Source organism: Stenotrophomonas sp. YJH_SMC_17 (assembly GCF_059371655.1).
Window position 1 is genome coordinate 20,299 of sequence record NZ_JCAFUU010000011.1, and the last position, 20,852, is coordinate 41,150.

Genomic DNA, 20,852 nt, shown 5'->3' on the forward strand with positions numbered 1-20,852 from the left:
TGGGCCATGACGCGACGCGGGAATGTTAGAATCGAGAACCATTTACATCCAGCAGAGAACACGCTAGATGACGCTGTCCGAACTGCCGCTGCACACCTCGGCCGTGGTCGAGTCCGTGCAGGACCTGCATGCCAACGATGCCATCGCCCGTCGCCTGCGCGAGCTGGGTTTCGTGAAGGGCGAGGAAGTGCGCCTGGTGGCCAAGGGCCCGGTCGGTGGGGAGCCGCTGCTGGTGCAGGTCGGGTTCACCCGGTTCGCACTGCGGATCACTGAAGCCAAGCGCGTTGTTGTCGACGCCGCCAGCCAGGAGCGACGTGCATGACCCCGACTGCCTCCACCGCCCCCTTGCGCGTCGCGCTGGTTGGTAACCCGAACAGCGGCAAGACCGCACTGTTCAACCAGCTGACCGGCAGCCGGCAGAAGGTCGCCAACTACACCGGTGTCACCGTCGAGCGCAAGGAAGGCCGCCTGCGTGCGCCGTCCGGCCGCGAATTCGCCGTGCTCGATCTGCCGGGCGCCTACAGCCTGCAGCCGGCCAGCCTGGACGAGGCGATCACGCGCGACCTGTGCCGGGGTTTCTACCCGGGCGAAGCGGCGCCGGATGTGCTGCTGTGCGTGATCGATGCCACCAACCTGCGCCTGCACCTGCGTTTCGCGCTGGAACTGCGCGAGCTGGGCAAGCCGATGGTGGTGGCGCTGAACATGGTTGACGCGGCCCAGCGCCGCGGCATCCAGGTGGACGTGGCCGCGCTGGAGCGCGAGCTGGGCGTGCCGGTGGTGGAGACCGTGGCGGTGCGCAAGCAGGGCGCCAAGGCCCTGGTCGAGCGCCTCGATGCGATGGTGCCGCACCTGGATGCACCAGTGCCGGGCCCGGAAGGCGGCATCGACTACCACGCCAAGGTGCGCCAGATCCTGTCGGTGGCCGTGCGCATGCCGGCACGCACCGCAAAGATCGATGACGCGCTGGACCGCTGGCTGCTGCACCCGGTGTTCGGGCTGATCAGCCTGGCGGTGGTGATGTTCCTGATCTTCCAGGCGGTGTACGCCTGGGCCACGCCGCTGATGGATGGCATCGAGGCCGGCTTTGCCTGGCTCGGTCAGTTCGTCGGCGGCGTGCTGCCGGAAGGGCCGCTGGCCAGCCTGCTGACCGACGGCATCATCGCCGGGGTCGGCGGCGTGGTTGTGTTCCTGCCGCAGATCCTGATCCTGTTCTTCTTCATCCTGGTGCTGGAGGAATCCGGCTACCTGCCGCGCGCGGCGTTCCTGCTGGACCGGATGATGGCCGCCGCCGGCCTGTCCGGCCGCTCGTTCATCCCGCTGCTGTCCAGCTTCGCCTGCGCGGTGCCGGGCATCATGTCCACCCGCAGCATCCAGGATCCGCGTGACCGCCTGGCCACGATCCTGGTCGCGCCGCTGATGACCTGCTCGGCGCGCCTGCCGGTGTACGCGCTGCTGATCGGCGCGTTCATTCCGCAGAAGACGGTGTGGGGCGTGTTCAACCAGCAGGGCCTGGTGCTGTTCGGTCTGTACGCGGCGGGCATTCTCAGTGCGCTGGCGATGTCGTGGATCATGAAGAAGTGGCGTCGCGACAAGAGCGAGCACCCGCTGATGCTGGAGCTGCCGTCGTACCGCCTGCCGCATGTGCGTGACCTGGCGGTGGGCCTGTATGAGCGCGGCATGATCTTCCTCAAGCGCGTCGGCGGCATCATCCTGGCGCTGACCATCCTGCTGTGGGTGCTGCTGTCGTTCCCGGCGGCCCCGGCCGATGCCACCCTGCCGGCGATCGACTACAGCTACGCGGGCCGGATCGGCCATACGATGGCCGTGTTCTTCGCGCCACTGGGCTTCAACTGGCAGATCTGCATCGCGCTGATTCCGGGCCTTGCCGCGCGTGAGGTGGCGGTGTCGTCGCTGGCCACCGTGTATGCGCTGTCGGCCGCCGACGACGATGCCGCCAGCCAGGCACTGACACCGCTGATCAGCGATGGCTGGTCGCTGGCCACCGCGCTGTCGCTGCTGGTCTGGTACATCTACGCACCTATGTGCATCTCGACGCTGGCCACCATCAAGCGCGAGACCAACTCGTGGAAGCAGATGGGGTTCGCCGCGTTCTACCTGTTCGCGGCGGCCTATGTGGCCGCGCTGATCACCTACCAGGTGACCAAAGCGCTGGGGGGCGGCTGATGGATAGCGGCCTGCTGATCCAGTACCTGATCATCGCGGTGGCCGTGCTGGTCAGTGCCTGGGTGGTGCTGAAGAAGCAGTTCCCGGGCACCGTGCGCACGCTGCGCGGGGTGCTGGCCTTGGCGCTGTTGAAGCCGGGCCGTGCCGCGTGGCTGCAGGCGCTGGGGCGGAAGATCGCGCCGCCGGCCAGCGGCGGTGCTGGTGCCTGTGGCGGTTGCGACAGCTGCGGGCCGACTCCGCCGAAGCAGCACTGACGCTGCTTTTCCTGCCCCGGTGGGTGCCAACCTTCGTCCTGTGGGTGCGAACCTTGGTTCGCACACCCATGAGATCCATCCGCGCATGGCACGGATCTAGCCGGCCCGTGAACCCAGCTCCGCCGCCCGCGCGAGCCAGCGGGTACGTTGTGCCGGGGGGCTGCTGCGTACCGCGCCAAGCCGGCTGACCCGCACCGGGCGGATGCCGCAGAACTCCAGGATGGTGGCGCGGATCTGGGTGATGCCCGGATCGCGATAGATCCAGCGGTAATACCAGGGCGGCGTATCCAGCGTGGTGATCACTCGTGCACTGCGCCCGGCCAGCAGCCGATCCCACCACACCGAATCGCGCCGGTAGCGGAAGGCGTACCCCGGCAGCAGCACACGATCGAAGAAGCCCTTCAGCAGGGCCGGCATCCCGCCCCACCAGGTGGGATAGACCAGCACCAGATGGTTGCAGGCTTCGATCGCATCGGTGGCGTCCAGTAGATCGGCTTCCAGCGGCTGGATCTGGCGGTAACCGTGGCGCAGCACCGGGTCGAATTCAAGGTCGCCCAATGCGATCAGGCGCACCCGGTGGCCGGCGTTCTCGGCGGCCGTGGCATAGCGCTGGGCGATCGCGCCGCACAGGCTGTCGCGGTCGGGGTGGCCGAGCAGGATCAGGATGGAACGGGACACGGCAACCTCGGGCAATGGAAAGCACGCGAGGTTGCGGTCTGCCCCAGGGGCAGAGTCAAGCCGGGGTGCTGCAGCCGTTGGGGTCCAGTACGCAGTCACCGCGGCCGGCCTGCAGCCATTGCTGCAGTTCGTCGCGGACCTGTTGCAGGGCGCGGTCAACCTGCTCCAGTCGCGCGCGCTCGCTGGCAATGCGGCGGTGCTGCTGTTCCAGCAAGCCGAGCACCGCTGGCCAGTCGAGTTGCCCGTCATGGCCCTGCAGGCGCGAAATTGCAGCGAGCGTGATGCCCAGCGCCAATGCCTGGCGGATCAGCTGAACCCACGCGACGTCCTGTTCGCTGTAGTCGCGATAGCGGTTCAGGCGCGGCACCGGAGTCAGCAGCCCGCGTGCCTCATACAGGCGGATGGCCTTGGCGCTGGCGCCGGTCAGCCGGCTGACCTCGGAAATACGCATCGGCTCAGTCCCGCACCAGTCCGCCGTCGACCACCAGGTTCTGGCCGGTCACCGCGCGTGACCACGGGCTGGCGAAGAACAGCGCGGCATCGGCGAACTCGGCCGGGGTGGTGACGCTGCGCAGCGGGGTGTTGGCGGCGATGTAGTCGAACACCGCTTCGGGCGTGGCGGAACTGGCAGCGGTGGTGCGCAGCAGGCCGCCGGACAGCATGTTTACCGTGATGCCATGCGGGCCCAGGTCGCCGGCCAGGGTGCGGGTCAGCGACAGCAGTGCGGCCTTGGCGGCGGTGTAGTCGTGGTAGGGCACCACCGGGTTCTGGAACAGGTTGGTGCCGATGTTGATGACGCGGCCGAAGCGGCGGGCCTGCATGCCGGGCAGGGTGGCCTGCACGGTGTTCAGCGCGCCGCGCACGCTGCCCTCGAACTGCGCCTGGAACGCCGGCCAGCCGATATCGGCGGCGCCGTCGCGGGCGTCACCATTGAATGAGAACGCAGCGAGTGCATTGTTGACCACCGTGGTGACACCCTGGCCGAAGTGGGCCAGTGCCTGTTGCAGCATCGCATCGACCTGGCTGCGGTCGGTGATGTCGGCCGGCAGCGCGATCGCCTGTCCGCCCAGCTCGCTGGCCAGTGCGCGCGCGGCGCTCTCGCTGCGATGGTAGTTGACGATGACGCGCGCGCCTTGCCCGGCGAAGGCGCGAGCGATGTGCTGGCCAAGCCCGCGCCCGGCACCGGTGACCAGCACCAGTTGTTCACTGATCTGCATGAGGGGCTGCCATCCATTGCACGAAAGGGCATGCAGCGTAGCAGCGATGGCGCTTGCCGGAGCGGCCGTGCTGCCGCTAGCCTGCAGGCATGAACCAGACTCCCCTGCGATTGCTCATTCACGGTGCCTCCGGGCGCATGGGCCAGGCCCTGCTGCGGCTGGCCGCCGAACATCCCGAAACCCTGCAGATCGTGGCTGCCGTGACGGGTCGTGCGCCGGCCCAGCGCGTGGTCGATGGCGTACCGTTCTTCGCTGCCAGTGAGCTGCCCGGTGCGCCGCCATTCGACGTGGCGATCGACTTCAGCCTGGCGGAAGGTTTCGACCCGATGCTGGCGCTGTGCGTGGAGCGAGGCGCGGGCCTGGTCTCGGGCACGACCGGGATCTCCAGCGCGCAGCGCCAGTCGCTGGAGGCGGCGGCGGCGAAGATCCCGCTGGTCTGGGCCTCGAATTTCAGCCTGGGCGTGGCGGTGCTGGACGAACTGGTCGAGCGCGCGGCGCAGGCGTTGGCCGGCTGGGACTGCGACATTGTCGAATCGCACCATACCCAGAAGAAGGATGCGCCTTCGGGCACCGCGCTGACCCTGGGTGCTGCCGCGCAGCGGGGCGGGGCGGAGCCGCACTATGCCAGCCTGCGTGCCGGTGACATCGTCGGTGAGCATCTGGTCCAGTTCACCGGGCTGGGCGAGCGCATCGAACTGGTGCACCGGGCCACCAACCGTGACATCTTCGCCCGCGGCGCGCTGTTTGCCGCCCGCCAGCTGCAGGGCCGGGCCCCGGGCAGCTACCGGGTACGGGATCTGCTGGACGGTCCGCGGGGCTGATCCCCGGGGTCGGATCCCTTTCCAGCGGAAAGGGCTCTGACCCCGACCGGATTGAAATGAATACGCAATCGCCTGTTCATGAAGCGCGATAACCGCTGGCGCGAGCGCACCGGCAGCGCTACAATTCGCACTCGCCGAATCACGAAAGCCGGACCGGTCCCAGACCGTACGTCCGCGCTTTTTTGCAACCGGATTTCCGTGAAGCGCAGGCGTGACTTCGGCAGCCCCCTCGGTAGCCAAAGTGAGATTCCCGTGACCCAAGCCGCAATCCTCGTCCTCGAAGACGGCACCGTATTCGAGGGCGAATCCGTAGGCGCGCCCGGCCTGTCCGTCGGTGAGGTGGTGTTCAACACCGCCATGACCGGCTATCAGGAAGTGTTGACCGATCCGTCCTACGCCCGGCAGATGGTCACGCTGACCTATCCGCATATCGGCAACACCGGCATGACCGACCAGGACAATGAAGCGTCCAAGGTGTGGTCGGCCGGCCTGATCGTGCGCGATGTGCCGCGCCGCCCCAGCAACTGGCGCAGCCAGGTGTCGCTGCAGGACTGGCTGATCCAGCGTGGCGTGGTCGCCATCGCCGGCATCGACACCCGCAAGCTGACCCGCATCCTGCGCGAGAAGGGCGCGCAGAACGGCGCGCTGATGGCCGGCGACATCGACGTGGAAAAGGCACTGGAAGCCGCCCGCAAGTTCCCGGGGTTGAAGGGCATGGATCTGGCCAAGGTCGTCACTACCGAGAAGACCTACACCTGGACCGAGGGCCAGCTGGACCTGGATGCCAATGCCTTCGTCAGCGTGCCGGCCAAGTACAAGGTCGTGGCCTACGATTTCGGTGTGAAGACCAACATCCTGCGCATGCTGGCCGAGCGCGGCTGCGAAGTGACTGTGGTGCCGGCCCAGACCCCGGCCGCCGAAGTGCTGGCACTGAAGCCGGACGGCGTGTTCCTCTCCAACGGCCCGGGTGACCCGGAACCGTGCGACTACGCCATCGAAGCGATCAAGACCTTCATCGACGTGAAGATCCCGACCTTCGGCATCTGCCTGGGCCACCAGCTGCTGGGCCTGGCCTCGGGTGCGAAGACCATGAAGATGGGCCACGGCCACCACGGTGCCAACCACCCGGTGCAGGACCTGGACAACGGCCGGGTGATGATCACCTCGCAGAACCACGGCTTCGCCATCGATGAAGCGACCCTGCCGGCCACCCTGCGCGTGACCCACCGTTCGCTGTTCGACGGCACCAACCAGGGCGTTGCCCGCACCGACGTGCCCGCGTTCTCGTTCCAGGGCCACCCGGAAGCGTCGCCGGGCCCGACCGATGTCGGCCCGCTGTTCGACCGTTTCGTGGCGCTGATGGAGCAGGCCAAGGCGTGATCAGTACGCCGCCGGCCTGCCGGTGGCGTCGCGATGGACCGTAAACCCCGCATGGCTGCTGCCCCCGGCGCGGCGCTGCGGATCAAGATTCCTGATCGACAGCGTGCGATCACCCCCCTTGTCACGCTGTACTGACTTAGAGAAGAAAATGCCCAAGCGCACTGACCTCAAGACCATCCTCATCATCGGTGCTGGCCCGATCGTCATCGGCCAGGCCTGCGAGTTCGACTACTCCGGCGCCCAGGCCTGCAAGGCCCTGCGTGACGAGGGTTACCGCGTGGTGCTGGTCAATTCGAACCCGGCCACGATCATGACCGACCCGGAGATGGCCGACGCCGTCTACATCGAGCCGATCAACTGGCAGACGGTCGAGAAGATCATCGCCAAGGAAAAGCCCGACGCGCTGCTGCCGACCATGGGTGGCCAGACCGCGCTGAACTGCGCGCTGGACCTGGCCGACCACGGCGTGCTGGAGAAGTACAACGTCGAGCTGATCGGCGCCAAGCGCGAAGCGATCCGCATGGCCGAAGACCGCGAGCTGTTCCGCGTGGCGATGGGTGAGATCGGCCTGGAATGCCCGACCGCCGCCGTCGCCCACACCCTGGACGAAGCGCTGGAGATCCAGACCCGCGTCGGCTATCCGACCATCATCCGCCCGAGCTTCACCCTGGGCGGCAGCGGTGGCGGCATCGCCTACAACCGCGAAGAGCTGGTCGAGATCGTCAGCCGCGGCCTGGAACTGTCGCCGACCACCGAAGTGCTGGTGGAAGAGTCGGTGCTGGGCTGGAAGGAGTTCGAGATGGAAGTGGTCCGCGATACCGCGGACAACTGCATCATCGTCTGCTCGATCGAGAACCTGGACCCGATGGGCGTGCATACCGGTGACTCGATCACCGTGGCCCCGGCGCAGACCCTGACCGACAAGGAATACCAGCGCCTGCGCGATGCCTCCATCGCCGTGCTGCGCAAGATCGGCGTGGACACCGGTGGCTCGAACGTGCAGTTCGGCATCAACCCGAAGACCGGCCGCGTGGTCGTCATCGAGATGAACCCGCGCGTGTCGCGTTCGTCGGCGCTGGCCTCCAAGGCCACCGGCTTCCCGATTGCCAAGGTCGCCGCCAAGCTGGCCGTGGGCTACACCCTGGACGAGCTGAAGAACGAGATCACCGGTGGCCTGACCCCGGCGTCGTTCGAACCGTCCATCGACTACGTCGTCACCAAGATCCCGCGTTTCGCCTTCGAGAAGTTCCCGGCCGCCGATGCTCGCCTGACCACCCAGATGAAGTCGGTGGGCGAGGTGATGGCCATGGGCCGTACCTTCCAGGAGTCGGTGCAGAAGGCCCTGCGCGGCCTGGAAACCGGCAAGGTCGGCTTCGACCCGACCGGCCTGGACCTGGGCAACGAAGACGACCTGCAGACCCTGCGCCGCGAACTGAAGGCACCGGGTCCGGAGCGCCTGTTCTTCGTCGCTGATGCGTTCCGCGCCGGCATGAGCGTGGAAGAGATCTACGCGCTGTCGTTCATCGACCACTGGTTCCTGGACCAGATCGAGGAAATCATCGCCGAAGAAACCGCCGTTGCCGCCGATGGCATCGACGCACTGGATGCGGCGCGCCTGCGCAGGCTGAAGCGCGCCGGTTTCTCCGACGCCCGCCTGGCGCAGCTGACCGGCACCAACGAAGCGGCCATCCGCGCGCTGCGCCGTGCGCACAAGGTGCGTCCGGTCTACAAGCGCGTGGACTCCTGTGCCGGTGAGTTCTCCACCGGTACCGCCTACCTGTACTCGACCTACGAGGACGAGTGCGAGGCCGCGCCGACCAACCGCGACAAGATCATGATCCTGGGCGGTGGCCCGAACCGCATCGGCCAGGGCATCGAGTTCGACTACTGCTGCGTGCACGCGGCACTGGCGCTGCGCGAGGATGGCTATGAAACCATCATGGTCAACTGCAACCCGGAAACCGTGTCGACCGACTATGACACCTCCGACCGCCTGTACTTCGAACCGCTGACCCTGGAAGACGTGCTGGAAATCGTCGAACTGGAACAGCCGAAGGGCGTGATCGTGCAGTACGGCGGCCAGACCCCGCTGAAGCTGGCGCGCGCGCTGGAAGCCAACGGCGTGCCGGTGATCGGCACCAGCCCGGATTCGATCGACCTGGCCGAAGACCGCGAGCGCTTCCAGCAGCTGGTGGACAAGCTGGGCCTGAAGCAGCCGCCGAACCGCATCGCCCGCAATGACCAGGAAGCCCTGCTGCTGGCCCGCGAGATCGGCTACCCGCTGGTGGTGCGCCCGAGCTACGTGCTGGGTGGCCGTGCGATGGAAATCGTCTACGGCGAAGCCGACCTGGCCCGCTACGTGCGCGACGCGGTGAAGGTGTCCAATGATTCGCCGGTGCTGCTGGACCGCTTCCTCGACAACGCCGTGGAGTGCGACGTGGACATCATCGCCGACAAGGATGGCAACGTCCTGATCGGCGGCGTGATGGAGCACATCGAAGAAGCCGGCGTGCACTCGGGCGATTCCTCGTGCTCGCTGCCGCCGTACTCGCTGTCGGCTGAAACCCAGGCCGAGCTGCGCCGCCAGGTGGTGGAGCTGGCCAAGGCCCTGAACGTGGTCGGCCTGATGAACACCCAGTTCGCGATCCAGACCAGCGATGAAGGTGCCGACACCATCTACCTGCTGGAAGTGAACCCGCGTGCCTCGCGCACCGTGCCGTTCGTGTCCAAGGCCACCGGCATGCCGCTGGCCAAGATCGCCGCCCGCTGCATGGCTGGCAAGACGCTGGCCGAGCAGGGCGCGACCAAGGAAATCGTGCCGGACTACTACTCGGTGAAGGAAGCGATCTTCCCGTTCGCCAAGTTCCAGGGCGTCGACCCGATCCTTGGGCCGGAAATGCGTTCCACCGGTGAGGTGATGGGCGTGGGCCGCACCTTCAATGCCGCCTTCGCGCGTGCGCAGGAAGCGGGCGGCATCAAGGCGCCGCCGGTGGGCAAGGCCTTCGTCTCGGTGCGCGACCCGGACAAGAAGCGCGTGCTGCCGGTGGCCAAGGCCCTGCTCGCACGTGGCTACAGCCTGGTCGCCACCCGTGGCACCGCCGCGTGGCTGCAGCAGCACGGCATGGACTGCGAGATCATCAACAAGGTGGTCGAAGGCCGCCCGCACATCGTCGACTCGATCAAGAACGGCGAGATCGTCTACATCGTCAACACGACCGAAGGCCGTTCGGCGATCAACGACTCGTTCTCGATCCGTCGCGAGGCGCTGCAGCACCGCGTCACCTATTCGACCACCATTGCCGGCGCCAAGGCGCTGGTGGATTCACTGGAATTCCGTGGCACCGGCCCCGTCTGGTCGCTGCAGGAGCTGCACAAGGAGTTGAATGCATGAGAGCCCCCATCACGATGAAGGGCGCGCAGAAGCTGCGCGACGAACTGGATCACCTGAAGTCGGTCAAGCGCCCGAAGGTGATCGCCGCCATCGCCGAAGCGCGTGAGCATGGCGACCTGAAGGAGAACGCCGAGTATCACGCCGCGCGCGAGGAACAAGGCTTCATCGAAGGCCGCATCAAGCAGCTGGAAGGCGAGCTGTCGCACGCCGAGATCATCGACGTGAGCAAGCTCAATGCCGGCTCCAAGGTGGTGTTCGGCGCCAGCGTGACCCTGGCCGACGTGGAAACCGACGAAGAGAAGAAGTACCAGATCGTCGGTGACCTGGAAGCGGACATCAAGCTGGGCCTGATCGCGATTTCCTCGCCGGTGGCGCGCGCCATGATCGGCAAGCTGGAAGGTGACTCGATCGTGATCGATGCTCCGGCCGGCCAGCGCGAGTACGAGATCGTCAGCGTCAGCTACGTGGACTGACCACGTGGCGACGGCGACCCTGCTGTTGCCTGCACGCAGCCGCTTTGCCGCGGCTGCGTTGCCGGACGATGTGGCGCGTGCGCTCGGCCGTGCCACCACGGTGCAGGTCGCACCGGGCGAGCGCGCACAACTGACGCGCCATTTCACGGTGGCCGCGCCGCACTGGCCGGTGGCCGCGTTGACCCGCCAGCGTGACGTCGGTGATGCCGCCGGCGCCAGCTGGCTGCGTGCCGATCCAGCCTGCATGGTGCCGGACATGCACGGGGCGCGGATGATGGCCTACGGCGAAACGCTGCGGCCGACCCTGGCCGACAGCCTGGCGTTGCTGCCGGTGCTACAGCCGTTGTTCGCCGATGCCGGATTCGTGCTCGACGCACCTGACCCCTCGCGTTGGTACCTGCGGCTTCCTATCGACTTGGCCCTGCCGGATTTCGACAGCCCGGACGAGGTGCTGGGCGATGACCTGTTCTCGCACCTGCCGGAAGGCGAGGGCGGCCGCCGCTGGCGGGCGCTGATGACAGAGGCGCAGGTACTGCTGCACAACCATTCCTGGAACCAGCAACGTGCCGCGCAGGGACAGCAGCCGATCAATTCGCTGTGGTTCTGGGGCGGTGGCGTGATGCCGGTGTCGGTCAGCACCCCACACGCGCAGGTGCGCAGCCGCGATGCCCTGCTGCAGGGCCTGGCCCTGGCGGCTGGCGTCGCCGTGGATGGCGAGCAGGCGGTGGATGCGCTGGTCGATCTGCGCCAGCTGCGCTCTTTGCAGCAGCTCGGCAATGATGCGATCCGGCCGCTGCTGGCGGCGCTCAAGCGTGGCGAGCTGCAGCGGCTGGTGCTCGATTTCGAGGACGGCCTGCAGTTCCAGCTGGACCGCGGCCAGCGTTGGCAGTTCTGGAAAAAGCCCCGTCAGCTTCACGACTGAGCATGCGGGACGATCCGGCAGGTAGAGTCGACTGTTAGTCGACTAACGCGCAACGCGCGGGGTTTCCTGCATCCGAGCGAAGTGCAGTCGACTAACAGTCGGCTCTACCGGGCGGTCGCCGTGGCGGTATCATCGACGGGTCTTCCGTCACCCGGCGATGCCGATGTCCCTTGCCGCCGAAGCTGTGCAGCCCGCCTCTGATACACCCATGATCCGCCGCCGCGATGCGGTCGCGCCCGGCAGCTGGCCGGAAGGCACGCTGCCGCTGCTGGCGCGTCTCTATGCCAGCCGGGGTGCAGGCACACCGGAGCTGGCGCAGCCGAAGCTTGGCAATCTGCACGCCCCCGAGTTGCTGACTGGCATCGGCGATGCAGTGGGCCTGCTGGTGGAGGCCATCGCCAACGACAAGCGCATCCTGGTGGTGGGCGATTTCGACTGCGATGGCGCGACCGCCTGTGCGGTCGGCGTGCGCGGTCTGCGCATGCTCGGCGCGCAGCATGTCTTCCACGCGGTGCCGAACCGCATGGTGCACGGCTACGGTCTGTCACCGTCACTGGTGGAAGAGCTGGCCGCGCTGCAGCCGGACCTGCTGGTCACGGTCGACCACGGCATTGCCTGCCATGCCGGTGTCATCGCGGCCAAGGCGCGTGGCTGGCAGGTGCTGGTCACCGACCATCATCTTCCCGGTCCGCAGTTGCCGCCGGCCGACGTCATCGTCGATCCCAATCTCGACGGCGACGCCTTCCCCAGCAAGTCGCTGGCAGGCGTCGGCGTGATCTTCTACGTGCTGATGGCGTTGCGCCGGCAGATGCGCGAGGCCGGTGTCTTCGCCGATGGCAAGGGCCCGGACCTGACCACGCTGCTGGACCTGGTGGCAATCGGCACCGTGGCCGATCTGGTGGCGCTGGACCCGAACAACCGTGCGCTGGTCAGCGCGGGTCTGCGGCGGCTGCGTGCGGGGCAGGGCTGTGTCGGCCTGCGGGCCCTGATCGAAGCCAGTGGCCGTGACGCTGCGCGACTGACCGCCACCGACATCGGCTTCGCCCTGGGCCCGCGCCTGAATGCTGCGGGCCGGTTGGAGGACATGGCGCTGGGCATCGCGCTGCTGCTGACCGAAGACCCGCGCCAGGCGCGCGAGATCGCACAGACGCTGGAGCAGATCAATTCGGAACGCCGCGCCGTGCAGCAGTCGATGACCGACGACGCCGAGCAGGCGTTGACCCGCGTGGTGCTGGACATGTCCGGGCAACGGCCGGTCGCGGCCTGCCTGTTCGATGCCGACTGGCATCCGGGCGTGGTTGGCCTGGTTGCGTCGAAGATGAAGGATCGCCTGCATCGCCCGGTGATCGCCTTCGCCCCGGCCGAACCCGGCGCCGACGCCCTGCGCGGTTCGGCGCGCTCGATTCCTGGTCTTCACATCCGTGACGCACTGGCGCTGGTTGATGCGCGCCATCCGGGGCTGATCGAACGCTTTGGCGGCCACGCCATGGCGGCCGGCCTCAGCCTGCGCCTCGATCACGTCGATGACTTCAAGGCCGCCTTCGTCGCCGTGGTGCTGGAAATGCTCGACCCGGCGGCACTGCAGCAGCAGGTTCTCAGCGACGGCGAACTGGCAGCTGACGAGCTGGATCATCGCCATGCCGACGCCCTGCGTCTGGCCGGTCCCTGGGGGCAGGGCTTCCCGGAACCGCTGTTCGACGGTCACTTCGAAGTGGCCAACTGGCGCGTTCTGAAGGAACGCCACCTCAAGCTGGAGCTGCGCCTGCCAGGTGTGCCAGGCACCATCAACGCGATCCACTTTGGTGGCTGGCACGGCAATGCGCCTGGCCGACACGTGCACCTGGCCTACCGTCTGGCCTGCGACGACTATCGCGGCGGCAGCGCCATCCAGCTGATCGTGGAGCACTGCCTGCCCGCCCAGGAAAGGGCCCAGGCGCCGTGGTAACGCCGGGCCACGCCCGGCGGACGACTTCAGTGTCCGAACGGTAACCCCACCTGCCATGCCGGAGCGTTGAATCGTCCAAGATCCCACTGGAGTCCCGCCATGGTCTTCGCCCGTCGCTGCATCGTGTTCCTGCTGGCCCTCGCTGCCTGGCCCTCCGAAGCTCAGACGCCTCGCATCGCTTCGACACGCGTCACCCCTCCGCTGTTGATCGCGCCAGCTGCCGAACAACCGGTGCAGCTGCAGCGCGCCCGTATCGAAGGCGAGGTCCAGGCGGGCATCGCACAGACCCGGATCACGCTGGAGTTCCACAACCCGAACCGGCGCGTGCTGGAGGGTGAGCTGCAGTTCCCGCTGGGTGATGGCCAGCAGATCAGCGGCTTCGCGCTGGATATTAACGGCGAGATGCGTGACGCGGTGCCAGTGGCCAAGGACCGCGGCCGCCAGGTGTTCGAAGAGATCGCCCGCCGAGGCGTTGATCCGGGCCTGCTGGAACAGACCGCCGGCAACCAGTTCCGTCTGCGCATCTACCCGCTGCCGGCCGGTGGCAGCCGCCGCGTGCAGCTGGTGATTCGCGAGCCGTTGGCCTTCGACGGCCAAGGCTGGCAGTGGACGCTGCCACTGCGGTTCGCCGCCGGTGCAGCGGCAGTTGAGTTGAAGCTGCAGGCACCCGTCACGACCAGCGCAGGCGGGGCGCCATTCCGCATCAGTGCGGGCCAGCTGCACTGGCAGGGCAAGGGCACGCAGCTGCCGTCGCAGCTGCAGTGGAGCCTGCCCGCAGTACGACAGGCACAGGTGCAGGTAGCGCCCTGGCAGGATGGCAACTACCTGCTGGCGCAGCTGCCGGTGCCGGTCAGTCACGGGCCGCGCACGCTGCCCAGCGACGTCGGGCTGCTGTGGGACGGTTCCGGCTCGGCGGGTCAGCGCGATCGCACACGTGAGTTCGCCCTGCTGGATCGCTATTTCGCCGCGCTGGGTGACGGCACCGTGGCGTTGACCGTGCTGCGCGATCGCGCCGAACCGGTGCGGCGATTCCGTATCCGCGCGGGCAACTGGAGCGAGCTGCGCGCAGCACTGCAGGCGGTGCGCCCGGACGGTGCCAGCGCGCTGGCCCAGTGGCAGCCGCAGTCGGGCGTGAAGGAATACCTGCTGGTCAGCGATGGCCTGCTGACCTACGGCTCGGAGCAGCTGCCGACGCTGGCGCCGGATCAGCGCCTGTTTGCGGTCAGCAGTGCCGGTGGACGCACCGATGTCGTGCGACTGCGTGGCTGGAGCGAATCCCATGGTGGCCGCTTCGTTGCGCTGGGCAAGGATGTCGATGCGGCGGCGCGCGCGCTGCTGTCGTCGCCGTTGGATGTGCAGGTCGATGCGGGGCGAGGCGTGCAGGACGTGGTGATCGATCGTCGCAGTGAAGCCCAAGGTTGGTTGTGGCTGCACGCCCGACTGGCGGCCGATGGCGTGCCGATGCGGGTGCGCGTGGGTGGCGGCGAATGGCAGGCGCTGCCGGCGACGCAGAAGAGCAACGACGGTGAACTGCTGGCGGGCTTGTGGGCGCAGGCGCGCCTGCAGCAGCTGGCCGCCGACCGCGGTGGCAACCGCGAGGCCATGCAGCGTCTTTCCCAGCAGTTTGGCCTGGTCGGGCCGGATACCTCGCTGATCGTGCTGGAAACCCTGGAGGACTACCTGCGCTATGCGATCCGTCCGTCTGGCACGTTGCGCGCCGCGTACGACGCACGATTCGCAGTGCAGGTGGCCGATCGCGCCGCTGCGGATCGCCAGCGCCTGGATCAAGTGGCGGCGCGCTGGAAGGAGCGCCAGCAGTGGTGGAACCGCAGCTGGCCGAAGGGTATGCCGCCGCAGGCGAAGGGCGGGGCACTGGAGGTGGCTTCTGCGGACCATGCGATGGAATCGGCGCCGGTGGCGATGCTCGCCGCGCCCGCACCTGCCGCTCCGCCTGCCCCCGCGCCGATGGCGACAGCGGAGCAACGCATGGAAGCCAGCAGCGCGCGTGCACGTCGCTCGGCGTCTGCATCCGACAAGGCATTGGATCTGATCACGGTCACCGGCAGCCTTGTCGCCACACCCGCTGCCGCCAACGATGGCGAGCTCGGTATCCAGCTGGCGGCGTGGCAGCCGGATTCGGCCGTCGCCCGGCGCTTGCGCCAGGGCCCGGCGTCGCAACTGTACGACCGCTATCTGGCCGAGCGCGATGCACATGCCGACAGCAGCGCATTCTTCCTCGACGTGGCCGACCTGCTGCTGGAGCAGGGCCAGCGCGAGCTGGCGCTGCGCGTGTTGTCGAACCTGGCCGAGATGGACCTGGACAACCGCCACCTGCTGCGCGTGCTCGGCTACCGGCTGATGCAGGCCGATGCCCCCGCGCTGGCGGTGCCGGTGTTCGAGCAGGTGCTGGCCATGGGCCAGGAAGAACCGCAGAGCTTCCGCGACCTGGGCCTGGCACTGGCAGCGGCCGGCAAGCCGCAGCAGGCGCTGGTGCTGCTCTACCAGGTGGTCGTGCGCCCGTGGGACAGCCGTTTCGATGGCATCGCGTTGATCGCACTGGATGAGCTGACCAACCTGGTGGCACGCAGCACCCCCCGGTTGGATACCTCGGCCATCGACCCGCGCCTGCTGCACGCGATGCCGCTGGACCTGCGCGTGGTGCTGTCGTGGGATGCCGACAACAGTGACATGGATCTGTGGGTGACCGACCCGAACGGCGAGCGCGCGTACTACGGCAACCGCTTGACCTATCAGGGCGGGGAGATGTCGCAGGACTTCACCGGCGGCTATGGCCCCGAGCAGTTCTCGCTGCGCAACGCCAAGCCGGGCAAGTACAAGGTGGAAGCGAATTACTTCGGCAGCCGCCAGCAGCTGGTGACCGGGGCGACGACCCTGATGCTGCGCCTGACCACCCATTGGGGCACTACCAGGCAGAAGGATCAGATGGTGACGATGCGGCTGAAGGATCGGGCCGAAACCGTGCTGGTGGGCGAGTTCGAGGTGAAATGACTGCATCAATGTAGAGCTGAGCCTGCGCTCGGCTCATGGTAGAAGCAGCCGAGCGCGGGCTCGGCTCTACAACTGCGCAGCGTGTGCAACCGGCGACGCTGGCGGATTGGCGCGCAGGCCGAACAGGGGTCGCAGCCAGCGGGAGCGCCGGATCAGCAGTTCGTGGATCAGCAGGCAGCCGCCGACGGTGCCGCCCAGCAGCAGCGCCGGCTCCAGCCTAGGGCCCAGCTGCAACGGCCTGAGCCAGAACAGCAGGGCGATGATCAGGCTCTGGTGCAGCATGTACCACGGATAGATGGCTTCGGTGCAGTACGGCAGCCAGCGGAACGGGCGATCAAGGAAGACCTTTCCCCAGCCGAGGATGGCCAGCAGCGCGGTCCATACGTAAAGCGACTGGCTGGCGCGGCCCTGCAGTTCCCAGAACGGTTCGGGCCATTGCCGCAGCGGGGAATCGGCAGGCAGCACCTGGCCGAGGATGCGCAACCCCAGATACCAGCCGACGGCAGCCAGCGCCAGCCATAGCGTGGTACGGCGCAGAGCGACCACGCGCTCCCAGAACACCGGCTCACGACCCAGCAGGTAGCCGGCCAGGAACACCGTGGCGTACTTCGCGTGCTGGTACCAGTCGCCGAGCAGGGCATTGGTGGACGGGTAGATCGGCTCCAGCCAGATCACCCAGGCCAGCAGCAGGGCGGACGGAAGGCCGATCAGCAGGATTGGCGACGCTGCGCAGCGCGCGATCGCGTGACGCACCAGCGCCGTTCCCAGCAATGGCATCAGCAGGGCCAACGCCAGGGTGTAGTTCCACAGATAGGCCAGGTACCACAGGTGGTTCCAGGTAATGCCGTACTGCCAGCCGGCGAAGCTGCCCTCCGGCCACGGCCGCACCTGCCAGTAGCGCAACAGGAAGTGGCCGAAGCCCGGTGCCACGTGGCCGTTGGCCACGCCTTCGCAGTAGGGCTGGATCGGCACGATCACGAACATGCTGAACAGCAAGGGTAGCAGCAGCCGCCACGTGCGCAGGCCGGCAAAGCGCAGCAGCCTGCCTTCCGGTCGCATCAGCGCGATCGCGATACCCGAAATCAGGAACAGCAGCGACATCCGCCAGCGGTTGATGAACAGCATCGGCCACTGCAGCCATTCGGTGGTATGCAGGCTCTTGAGGTGGAAACCCCAGTCATCCACGTAGGCCATGCCGGTGTGGTAGAGGATCAGCAGCGCGAAGGCGAACACGCGCAGGGCGTCGATGTCGTGGCGTCGGGTCATGGTGGTGGTGTGCCGGAGAGTCGACCCAAGGTGACGCCGCCCGGTCCGTGCGGCGACTGCCAAGGGCCCGCCGGAACCCGCGCAGTGACCAATGGCGGGGGTGGTGGGACAAATGGAGCCGCTACCCTTTGGCCATTGAGGCAGGCTGGAGCACCGCAACGACATGGATGCAGCAATGACCCAGGGCCGACCACCGCGCTGGCGCACCACCACCCGCCTGCTGGTCTGGGCAGTGATCCTGTCGGCCTCGGCGGTGACCAACGCGCTGGTTGAGGTGATGGACGCCTCGCGGCGGGGCAGCGATCTCGGCCTGTGGGAGCCGATGATCTGGGAATTCAGCAGCCTCGCCCTGATCCTGTTGACCCTGCCGCTGCTGTGGTGGGGCTGCGAGCGCTGGCCGCTGCATGCCGATAACTGGAAGCAGCGTTTGCCGCTGTACCTTCTGGCCAGCGTGGGCTGGTCGTTCCTGCACGTGGTGGGGATGATGGTGCTGCGGCACCTGGCCTATGTATCGCTGGGCTACCGCTACCAGGACGATGCGGGATGGCTGGAGCGTTTTGCCTACGAATACCTGAAGGATGTGCGCACGTTCGCGATGTTCGTGGCGCTGGAGCACTTCGCCAGCTGGTTCGGGCGGCGCAGGCAGGGCGAGGCGAGCCTGTTGGCCGAGCCCGATGTAGGCCCCCCGGTGGAACCGGTCGAGCGCCCGCAGCACTTCCTGGTGCGCAAGCTGGGCAAGGAGTTCCTGGTCGCCACCAGCGATGTGGAGTACGCCCAGGCGGCGGGGAACTACGTGAACCTGCGGGTACGCGGCCACGACTACCCGCTGCGGATCACCATGGCGGTACTGGAGCAGCGGCTGGACCCGGGCGTGTTCCTGCGCCCGCACCGCAGCTGGCTGATCCATCGTGGCCAGCTGCGCTCGATCGAGCCGCTGGACGGCGGCGAGGCCCTGCTGCACATGGCCGACGGGGCCAAGGTGCCGTGCAGCCGGCGGCAGCTGCCGGTGCTGCGCCAGGCGCTGGGCGGGGCGGGTGGGGGTAGAGTCGACCGCTAGTTGACTGTCGCGCGCAGCGCGGGCGTCACTGCAACCTGAATGAAAGGCAGTCGACTGACAGTCGACTCTACAGGGGCGGGTCGACCAGTAGCTGGCTCCCAGCGGCAGGCCGGGTCCCTCATTCCGGGCGCCGCCGGCCTGCGCTATCATTGCCAGTCATCTTTTGAATGCATAACCGCCGACATGATCGAACTGAATCCTGTCCGCCAGCGCATCACCGATCTGACCGATCGCGTGCTGTCGCTTCGGGGGTATCTTTGACTACGACGCCAAGAAAGAGCGTCTTGAAGAAGTAACGCGGGAGCTGGAAAGCCCCGACGTCTGGAACAATGCCGAGTACGCCCAGAACCTGGGCCGCGAGCGTTCCAGCCTGGAAAAGACCGTGGGCGGCATCGCCTCGGTGCTGGACGGCCTCACCGACGCGACCGAACTGCTGGAGCTGGCCGAGTCCGAGCAGGACGAGGACACCGCACTGGCCGTGGTCGCCGATCTGGACAAGCACCAGGCGCACGTGGAGAAGCTGGAGTTCCAGCGCATGTTCTCCGGCGAGATGGACAATGCCGCCGCGTTCGTCGACATCCAGGCCGGTGCCGGTGGTACCGAAGCCCAGGACTGGGCGGAAATCCTGCTGCGCATGTACCTGCGCTGGTGCGAATCGCGCGGCTGGAAGACCGAGCTGATGGAAGTGTCCGGTGGCGATGTCGCCGGCATCAAGTCGGCCACCCTGCGCGTGGAAGGCGACTACGCCTATGGCTGGCTGAAGACCGAAACCGGCGTGCACCGCCTGGTGCGCAAGTCGCCGTTCGACTCGGACAACCGCCGCCACACCAGCTTCACCTCGGTGTTCGTGTCGCCGGAAATCGATGACAACATCGATATCACCATCAACCCGGCCGACCTGCGTACCGACGTGTACCGTTCGTCCGGTGCCGGTGGCCAGCACGTGAACAAGACCGAGTCGGCGGTGCGTATCACCCACATCCCGACCAACATCGTCGTGGCCTGCCAGACCGGCCGCAGCCAGCACCAGAACCGCGACAACGCGATGAAGATGCTGGCCGCCAAGCTGTACGAGCTGGAGATCCAGAAGCGCAACGCCGAGAAGGACGCGGTGGAAGCCACCAAGTCCGACATCGGCTGGGGCAGCCAGATCCGCAATTACGTGCTGGACCAGAGCCGCATCAAGGACCTGCGTACCGGTATCGAACGTTCGGACACGCAGAAAGTGCTCGACGGCGACCTGGACGAGTTCGTCGAGGCCAGCCTGAAGGCCGGCCTCGCCGTAGGCTCCAAGCGCGTCGATGCCTGATCGGCGCGCCTGCGCGGATATCATCACCCTCGCGCGCAACGCCGAGGGTGGCTGATCGCGCTTCCGGTAGAGCCGAGCCCATGCTCGGCTGCTGTTGGCGCAGTTGCAGATGCGTCGCGCATGGCTCGACGCTACAACGGGTACGGCGGTAGCGATGATGCGAAGCGAAAGTGAACGCAAGGAGCTCGGCGGCTTTCTCAAGGCCTGCCGCGCCCGCGTCGACCCCGCCACGCTCGGCCTCCCGGCCGGGCGGCGGCGCACCCCGGGCCTGAAGCGCGAGGAAGTGGCGCTGGCCGTCGGGGTCAGTGTCAGCTGGTACACCTGGATCGAGCAGGGCCGCGAAGTGCGTGCCTCGCCCGAAGTGCTCGAGCGCCTGGCGAAGGTGCTACGCCTGAGCGATGACGAACGCGCCTATGCGTTCGCGCTGTCCGGCTATGGCGTACCGCTGGAATCGCCGGACGAGAGCGTGACCGACGGCCTGCGCCAGCTGGTGGAGGCGATGCAACCGATCCCGGCGTATGTACGCAATACGCGCTTTGACATCCTGGCCTGGAATTCGGCCATCGCCGATCTTTTCGTGGACTACAGCGAGCTGTCGCCGCACGAGCGCAACACGCTGCGGCTGATGTTCCTGTACCCGCCGTACCGCACGCTGATCCTCAACTGGGAAGAAATGACCCGCGGCCTGCTGGCGGGGTTCCGCGCGGCGATGGCGCAGGCGCCGGACAAGGCGCCGTTCCTGGCGCTGGTGGAGGACATCGCGGCGCATAGTGAGGAGTTCCGCCAGTGGTGGCCGGAGCACGATGTGCGTCGGTTCGATGAAGGTGCGAAGAAGTTGAACCATCCCACACGCGGGTTGCTGGACCTGCAGTATGTGGCGCTGGTGCCGGAGAGCCGGCACGATCTTTCTCTGGTTACTTACCTGCCGCGCAAGTAGGGGATGTTC

The 20,852-nt window shown here is 67.3% G+C and carries 17 protein-coding genes; 13 read left to right on the plus strand and 4 right to left on the minus strand.

Going from position 1 to position 20,852, the window contains the following annotated elements; translation table 11 throughout:
* Positions 1 to 67: 67 nt before the first annotated feature.
* Genes AC5P8Z_RS19145 through AC5P8Z_RS19155 form a run of 3 tightly spaced genes read left to right on the plus strand, consistent with a single transcriptional unit; the run spans position 68 to position 2,438 of the window.
* A complete protein-coding gene (locus tag AC5P8Z_RS19145; RefSeq protein ID WP_286071847.1) occupies positions 68 to 322 on the plus strand; it encodes a FeoA family protein in 255 nt (84 codons plus the stop codon).
* Positions 319 to 2,184 (plus strand): ferrous iron transport protein B, encoded by a 1,866-nt coding sequence (gene feoB / locus AC5P8Z_RS19150; protein WP_495229775.1) that lies wholly within the window; start codon positions 319 to 321, stop codon positions 2,182 to 2,184. The genes AC5P8Z_RS19145 and feoB overlap by 4 nt, the downstream gene beginning before the upstream one ends.
* Positions 2,184 to 2,438, plus strand: coding sequence for a DUF6587 family protein (locus AC5P8Z_RS19155; protein WP_286071849.1), 255 nt, complete (start codon positions 2,184 to 2,186; stop codon positions 2,436 to 2,438). The genes feoB and AC5P8Z_RS19155 overlap by 1 nt, the downstream gene beginning before the upstream one ends.
* A 96-nt stretch (positions 2,439 to 2,534) precedes the next feature.
* Here the strand turns inward: AC5P8Z_RS19155 and AC5P8Z_RS19160 are convergent, their stop codons facing one another.
* The 3 genes from AC5P8Z_RS19160 to AC5P8Z_RS19170 are packed head-to-tail and all read right to left on the minus strand — an operon-like array spanning position 2,535 to position 4,333.
* Positions 2,535 to 3,116 (minus strand): NAD(P)H-dependent oxidoreductase, encoded by a 582-nt coding sequence (locus AC5P8Z_RS19160; protein ID WP_495229776.1) that lies wholly within the window; start codon positions 3,114 to 3,116, stop codon positions 2,535 to 2,537.
* A 55-nt stretch (positions 3,117 to 3,171) separates the two neighbouring features.
* The gene (locus AC5P8Z_RS19165) at positions 3,172 to 3,567 is read right to left on the minus strand and encodes a MerR family transcriptional regulator (RefSeq protein WP_286071851.1); all 396 of its coding nucleotides are present in this window, start codon (positions 3,565 to 3,567) and stop codon (positions 3,172 to 3,174) included.
* 4 nt (positions 3,568 to 3,571) lie between these two features.
* Positions 3,572 to 4,333: a 3-oxoacyl-ACP reductase gene (locus tag AC5P8Z_RS19170; protein ID WP_495229777.1), complete on the minus strand. Its 762-nt coding sequence runs from the start codon at positions 4,331 to 4,333 to the stop codon at positions 3,572 to 3,574.
* 89 nt (positions 4,334 to 4,422) lie between these two features.
* On the opposite strand from AC5P8Z_RS19170, the gene dapB reads away from it, so the two are divergent.
* From dapB to AC5P8Z_RS19205, 7 genes are all read left to right on the plus strand, one after another.
* Positions 4,423 to 5,154 carry a 4-hydroxy-tetrahydrodipicolinate reductase gene (gene dapB / locus AC5P8Z_RS19175; RefSeq protein WP_495229778.1) on the plus strand — a complete coding sequence of 244 codons (732 nt, stop codon included), beginning with the start codon at positions 4,423 to 4,425 and terminating at the stop codon, positions 5,152 to 5,154.
* Between the two features lie 252 nt (positions 5,155 to 5,406).
* The gene (gene carA, locus AC5P8Z_RS19180) at positions 5,407 to 6,534 is read left to right on the plus strand and encodes a glutamine-hydrolyzing carbamoyl-phosphate synthase small subunit (protein WP_286071854.1); all 1,128 of its coding nucleotides are present in this window, start codon (positions 5,407 to 5,409) and stop codon (positions 6,532 to 6,534) included.
* 148 nt (positions 6,535 to 6,682) lie between these two features.
* Positions 6,683 to 9,925, plus strand: coding sequence for a carbamoyl-phosphate synthase large subunit (gene carB / locus AC5P8Z_RS19185; RefSeq protein WP_495229779.1), 3,243 nt, complete (start codon positions 6,683 to 6,685; stop codon positions 9,923 to 9,925).
* Between the two features lie 8 nt (positions 9,926 to 9,933).
* The gene (gene greA / locus AC5P8Z_RS19190; RefSeq protein WP_026347191.1) at positions 9,934 to 10,398 is read left to right on the plus strand and encodes a transcription elongation factor GreA; all 465 of its coding nucleotides are present in this window, start codon (positions 9,934 to 9,936) and stop codon (positions 10,396 to 10,398) included.
* Between the two features lie 4 nt (positions 10,399 to 10,402).
* On the plus strand, positions 10,403 to 11,320 hold the full coding sequence (locus tag AC5P8Z_RS19195) for a hypothetical protein (protein ID WP_021204549.1): 918 nt from the start codon (positions 10,403 to 10,405) through the stop codon (positions 11,318 to 11,320).
* Between the two features lie 163 nt (positions 11,321 to 11,483).
* Positions 11,484 to 13,265: a single-stranded-DNA-specific exonuclease RecJ gene (recJ, locus tag AC5P8Z_RS19200; protein ID WP_286071856.1), complete on the plus strand. Its 1,782-nt coding sequence runs from the start codon at positions 11,484 to 11,486 to the stop codon at positions 13,263 to 13,265.
* Between the two features lie 99 nt (positions 13,266 to 13,364).
* The gene (locus tag AC5P8Z_RS19205; protein ID WP_495229780.1) at positions 13,365 to 16,274 is read left to right on the plus strand and encodes a DUF2135 domain-containing protein; all 2,910 of its coding nucleotides are present in this window, start codon (positions 13,365 to 13,367) and stop codon (positions 16,272 to 16,274) included.
* A 66-nt stretch (positions 16,275 to 16,340) separates the two neighbouring features.
* Here AC5P8Z_RS19205 and AC5P8Z_RS19210 read toward each other — a convergent pair whose 3' ends face one another.
* A complete protein-coding gene (locus tag AC5P8Z_RS19210) occupies positions 16,341 to 17,540 on the minus strand; it encodes an acyltransferase family protein (RefSeq protein WP_495229781.1) in 1,200 nt (399 codons plus the stop codon).
* A gap of 175 nt (positions 17,541 to 17,715) precedes the next feature.
* Here AC5P8Z_RS19210 and AC5P8Z_RS19215 point away from each other — a divergent pair, with 175 nt between their 5' ends.
* The 3 genes from AC5P8Z_RS19215 (at position 17,716) to AC5P8Z_RS19225 (ending at position 20,843) form a co-directional block, all read left to right on the plus strand.
* Positions 17,716 to 18,597, plus strand: coding sequence for a LytTR family DNA-binding domain-containing protein (locus AC5P8Z_RS19215; protein WP_495229782.1), 882 nt, complete (start codon positions 17,716 to 17,718; stop codon positions 18,595 to 18,597).
* Between the two features lie 183 nt (positions 18,598 to 18,780).
* A protein-coding gene (gene prfB / locus AC5P8Z_RS19220) for a peptide chain release factor 2 (protein WP_099551678.1) occupies positions 18,781 to 19,906 on the plus strand; the annotation gives its coding sequence in 2 pieces (ribosomal slippage) (positions 18,781 to 18,855 and positions 18,857 to 19,906; 1,125 coding nt in all).
* A gap of 154 nt (positions 19,907 to 20,060) precedes the next feature.
* On the plus strand, positions 20,061 to 20,843 hold the full coding sequence (locus AC5P8Z_RS19225) for a helix-turn-helix transcriptional regulator (RefSeq protein WP_295568135.1): 783 nt from the start codon (positions 20,061 to 20,063) through the stop codon (positions 20,841 to 20,843).
* The last annotated feature ends 9 nt before the right edge of the window (positions 20,844 to 20,852 follow it).

Bases quoted from the DNA above. Each gene is read 5' to 3' on its own strand.
- carB (WP_495229779.1), top strand. From the start codon at position 6,683: ATGCCCAAGCGCACTGACCTCAAGACCATCCTCATCATCGGTGCTGGC.
- AC5P8Z_RS19145 (WP_286071847.1), top strand. From the start codon at position 68: ATGACGCTGTCCGAACTGCCGCTGCACACCTCGGCCGTGGTCGAGTCC.
- AC5P8Z_RS19215 (WP_495229782.1), top strand. From the start codon at position 17,716: ATGACCCAGGGCCGACCACCGCGCTGGCGCACCACCACCCGCCTGCTG.
- AC5P8Z_RS19210 (WP_495229781.1), bottom strand. From the start codon at position 17,540: ATGACCCGACGCCACGACATCGACGCCCTGCGCGTGTTCGCCTTCGCG.
- AC5P8Z_RS19205 (WP_495229780.1), top strand. From the start codon at position 13,365: ATGGTCTTCGCCCGTCGCTGCATCGTGTTCCTGCTGGCCCTCGCTGCC.
- AC5P8Z_RS19170 (WP_495229777.1), bottom strand. From the start codon at position 4,333: ATGCAGATCAGTGAACAACTGGTGCTGGTCACCGGTGCCGGGCGCGGG.
- feoB (WP_495229775.1), top strand. From the start codon at position 319: ATGACCCCGACTGCCTCCACCGCCCCCTTGCGCGTCGCGCTGGTTGGT.
- recJ (WP_286071856.1), top strand. From the start codon at position 11,484: ATGTCCCTTGCCGCCGAAGCTGTGCAGCCCGCCTCTGATACACCCATG.
- AC5P8Z_RS19155 (WP_286071849.1), top strand. From the start codon at position 2,184: ATGGATAGCGGCCTGCTGATCCAGTACCTGATCATCGCGGTGGCCGTG.
- dapB (WP_495229778.1), top strand. From the start codon at position 4,423: ATGAACCAGACTCCCCTGCGATTGCTCATTCACGGTGCCTCCGGGCGC.
- AC5P8Z_RS19225 (WP_295568135.1), top strand. From the start codon at position 20,061: ATGATGCGAAGCGAAAGTGAACGCAAGGAGCTCGGCGGCTTTCTCAAG.
- AC5P8Z_RS19165 (WP_286071851.1), bottom strand. From the start codon at position 3,567: ATGCGTATTTCCGAGGTCAGCCGGCTGACCGGCGCCAGCGCCAAGGCC.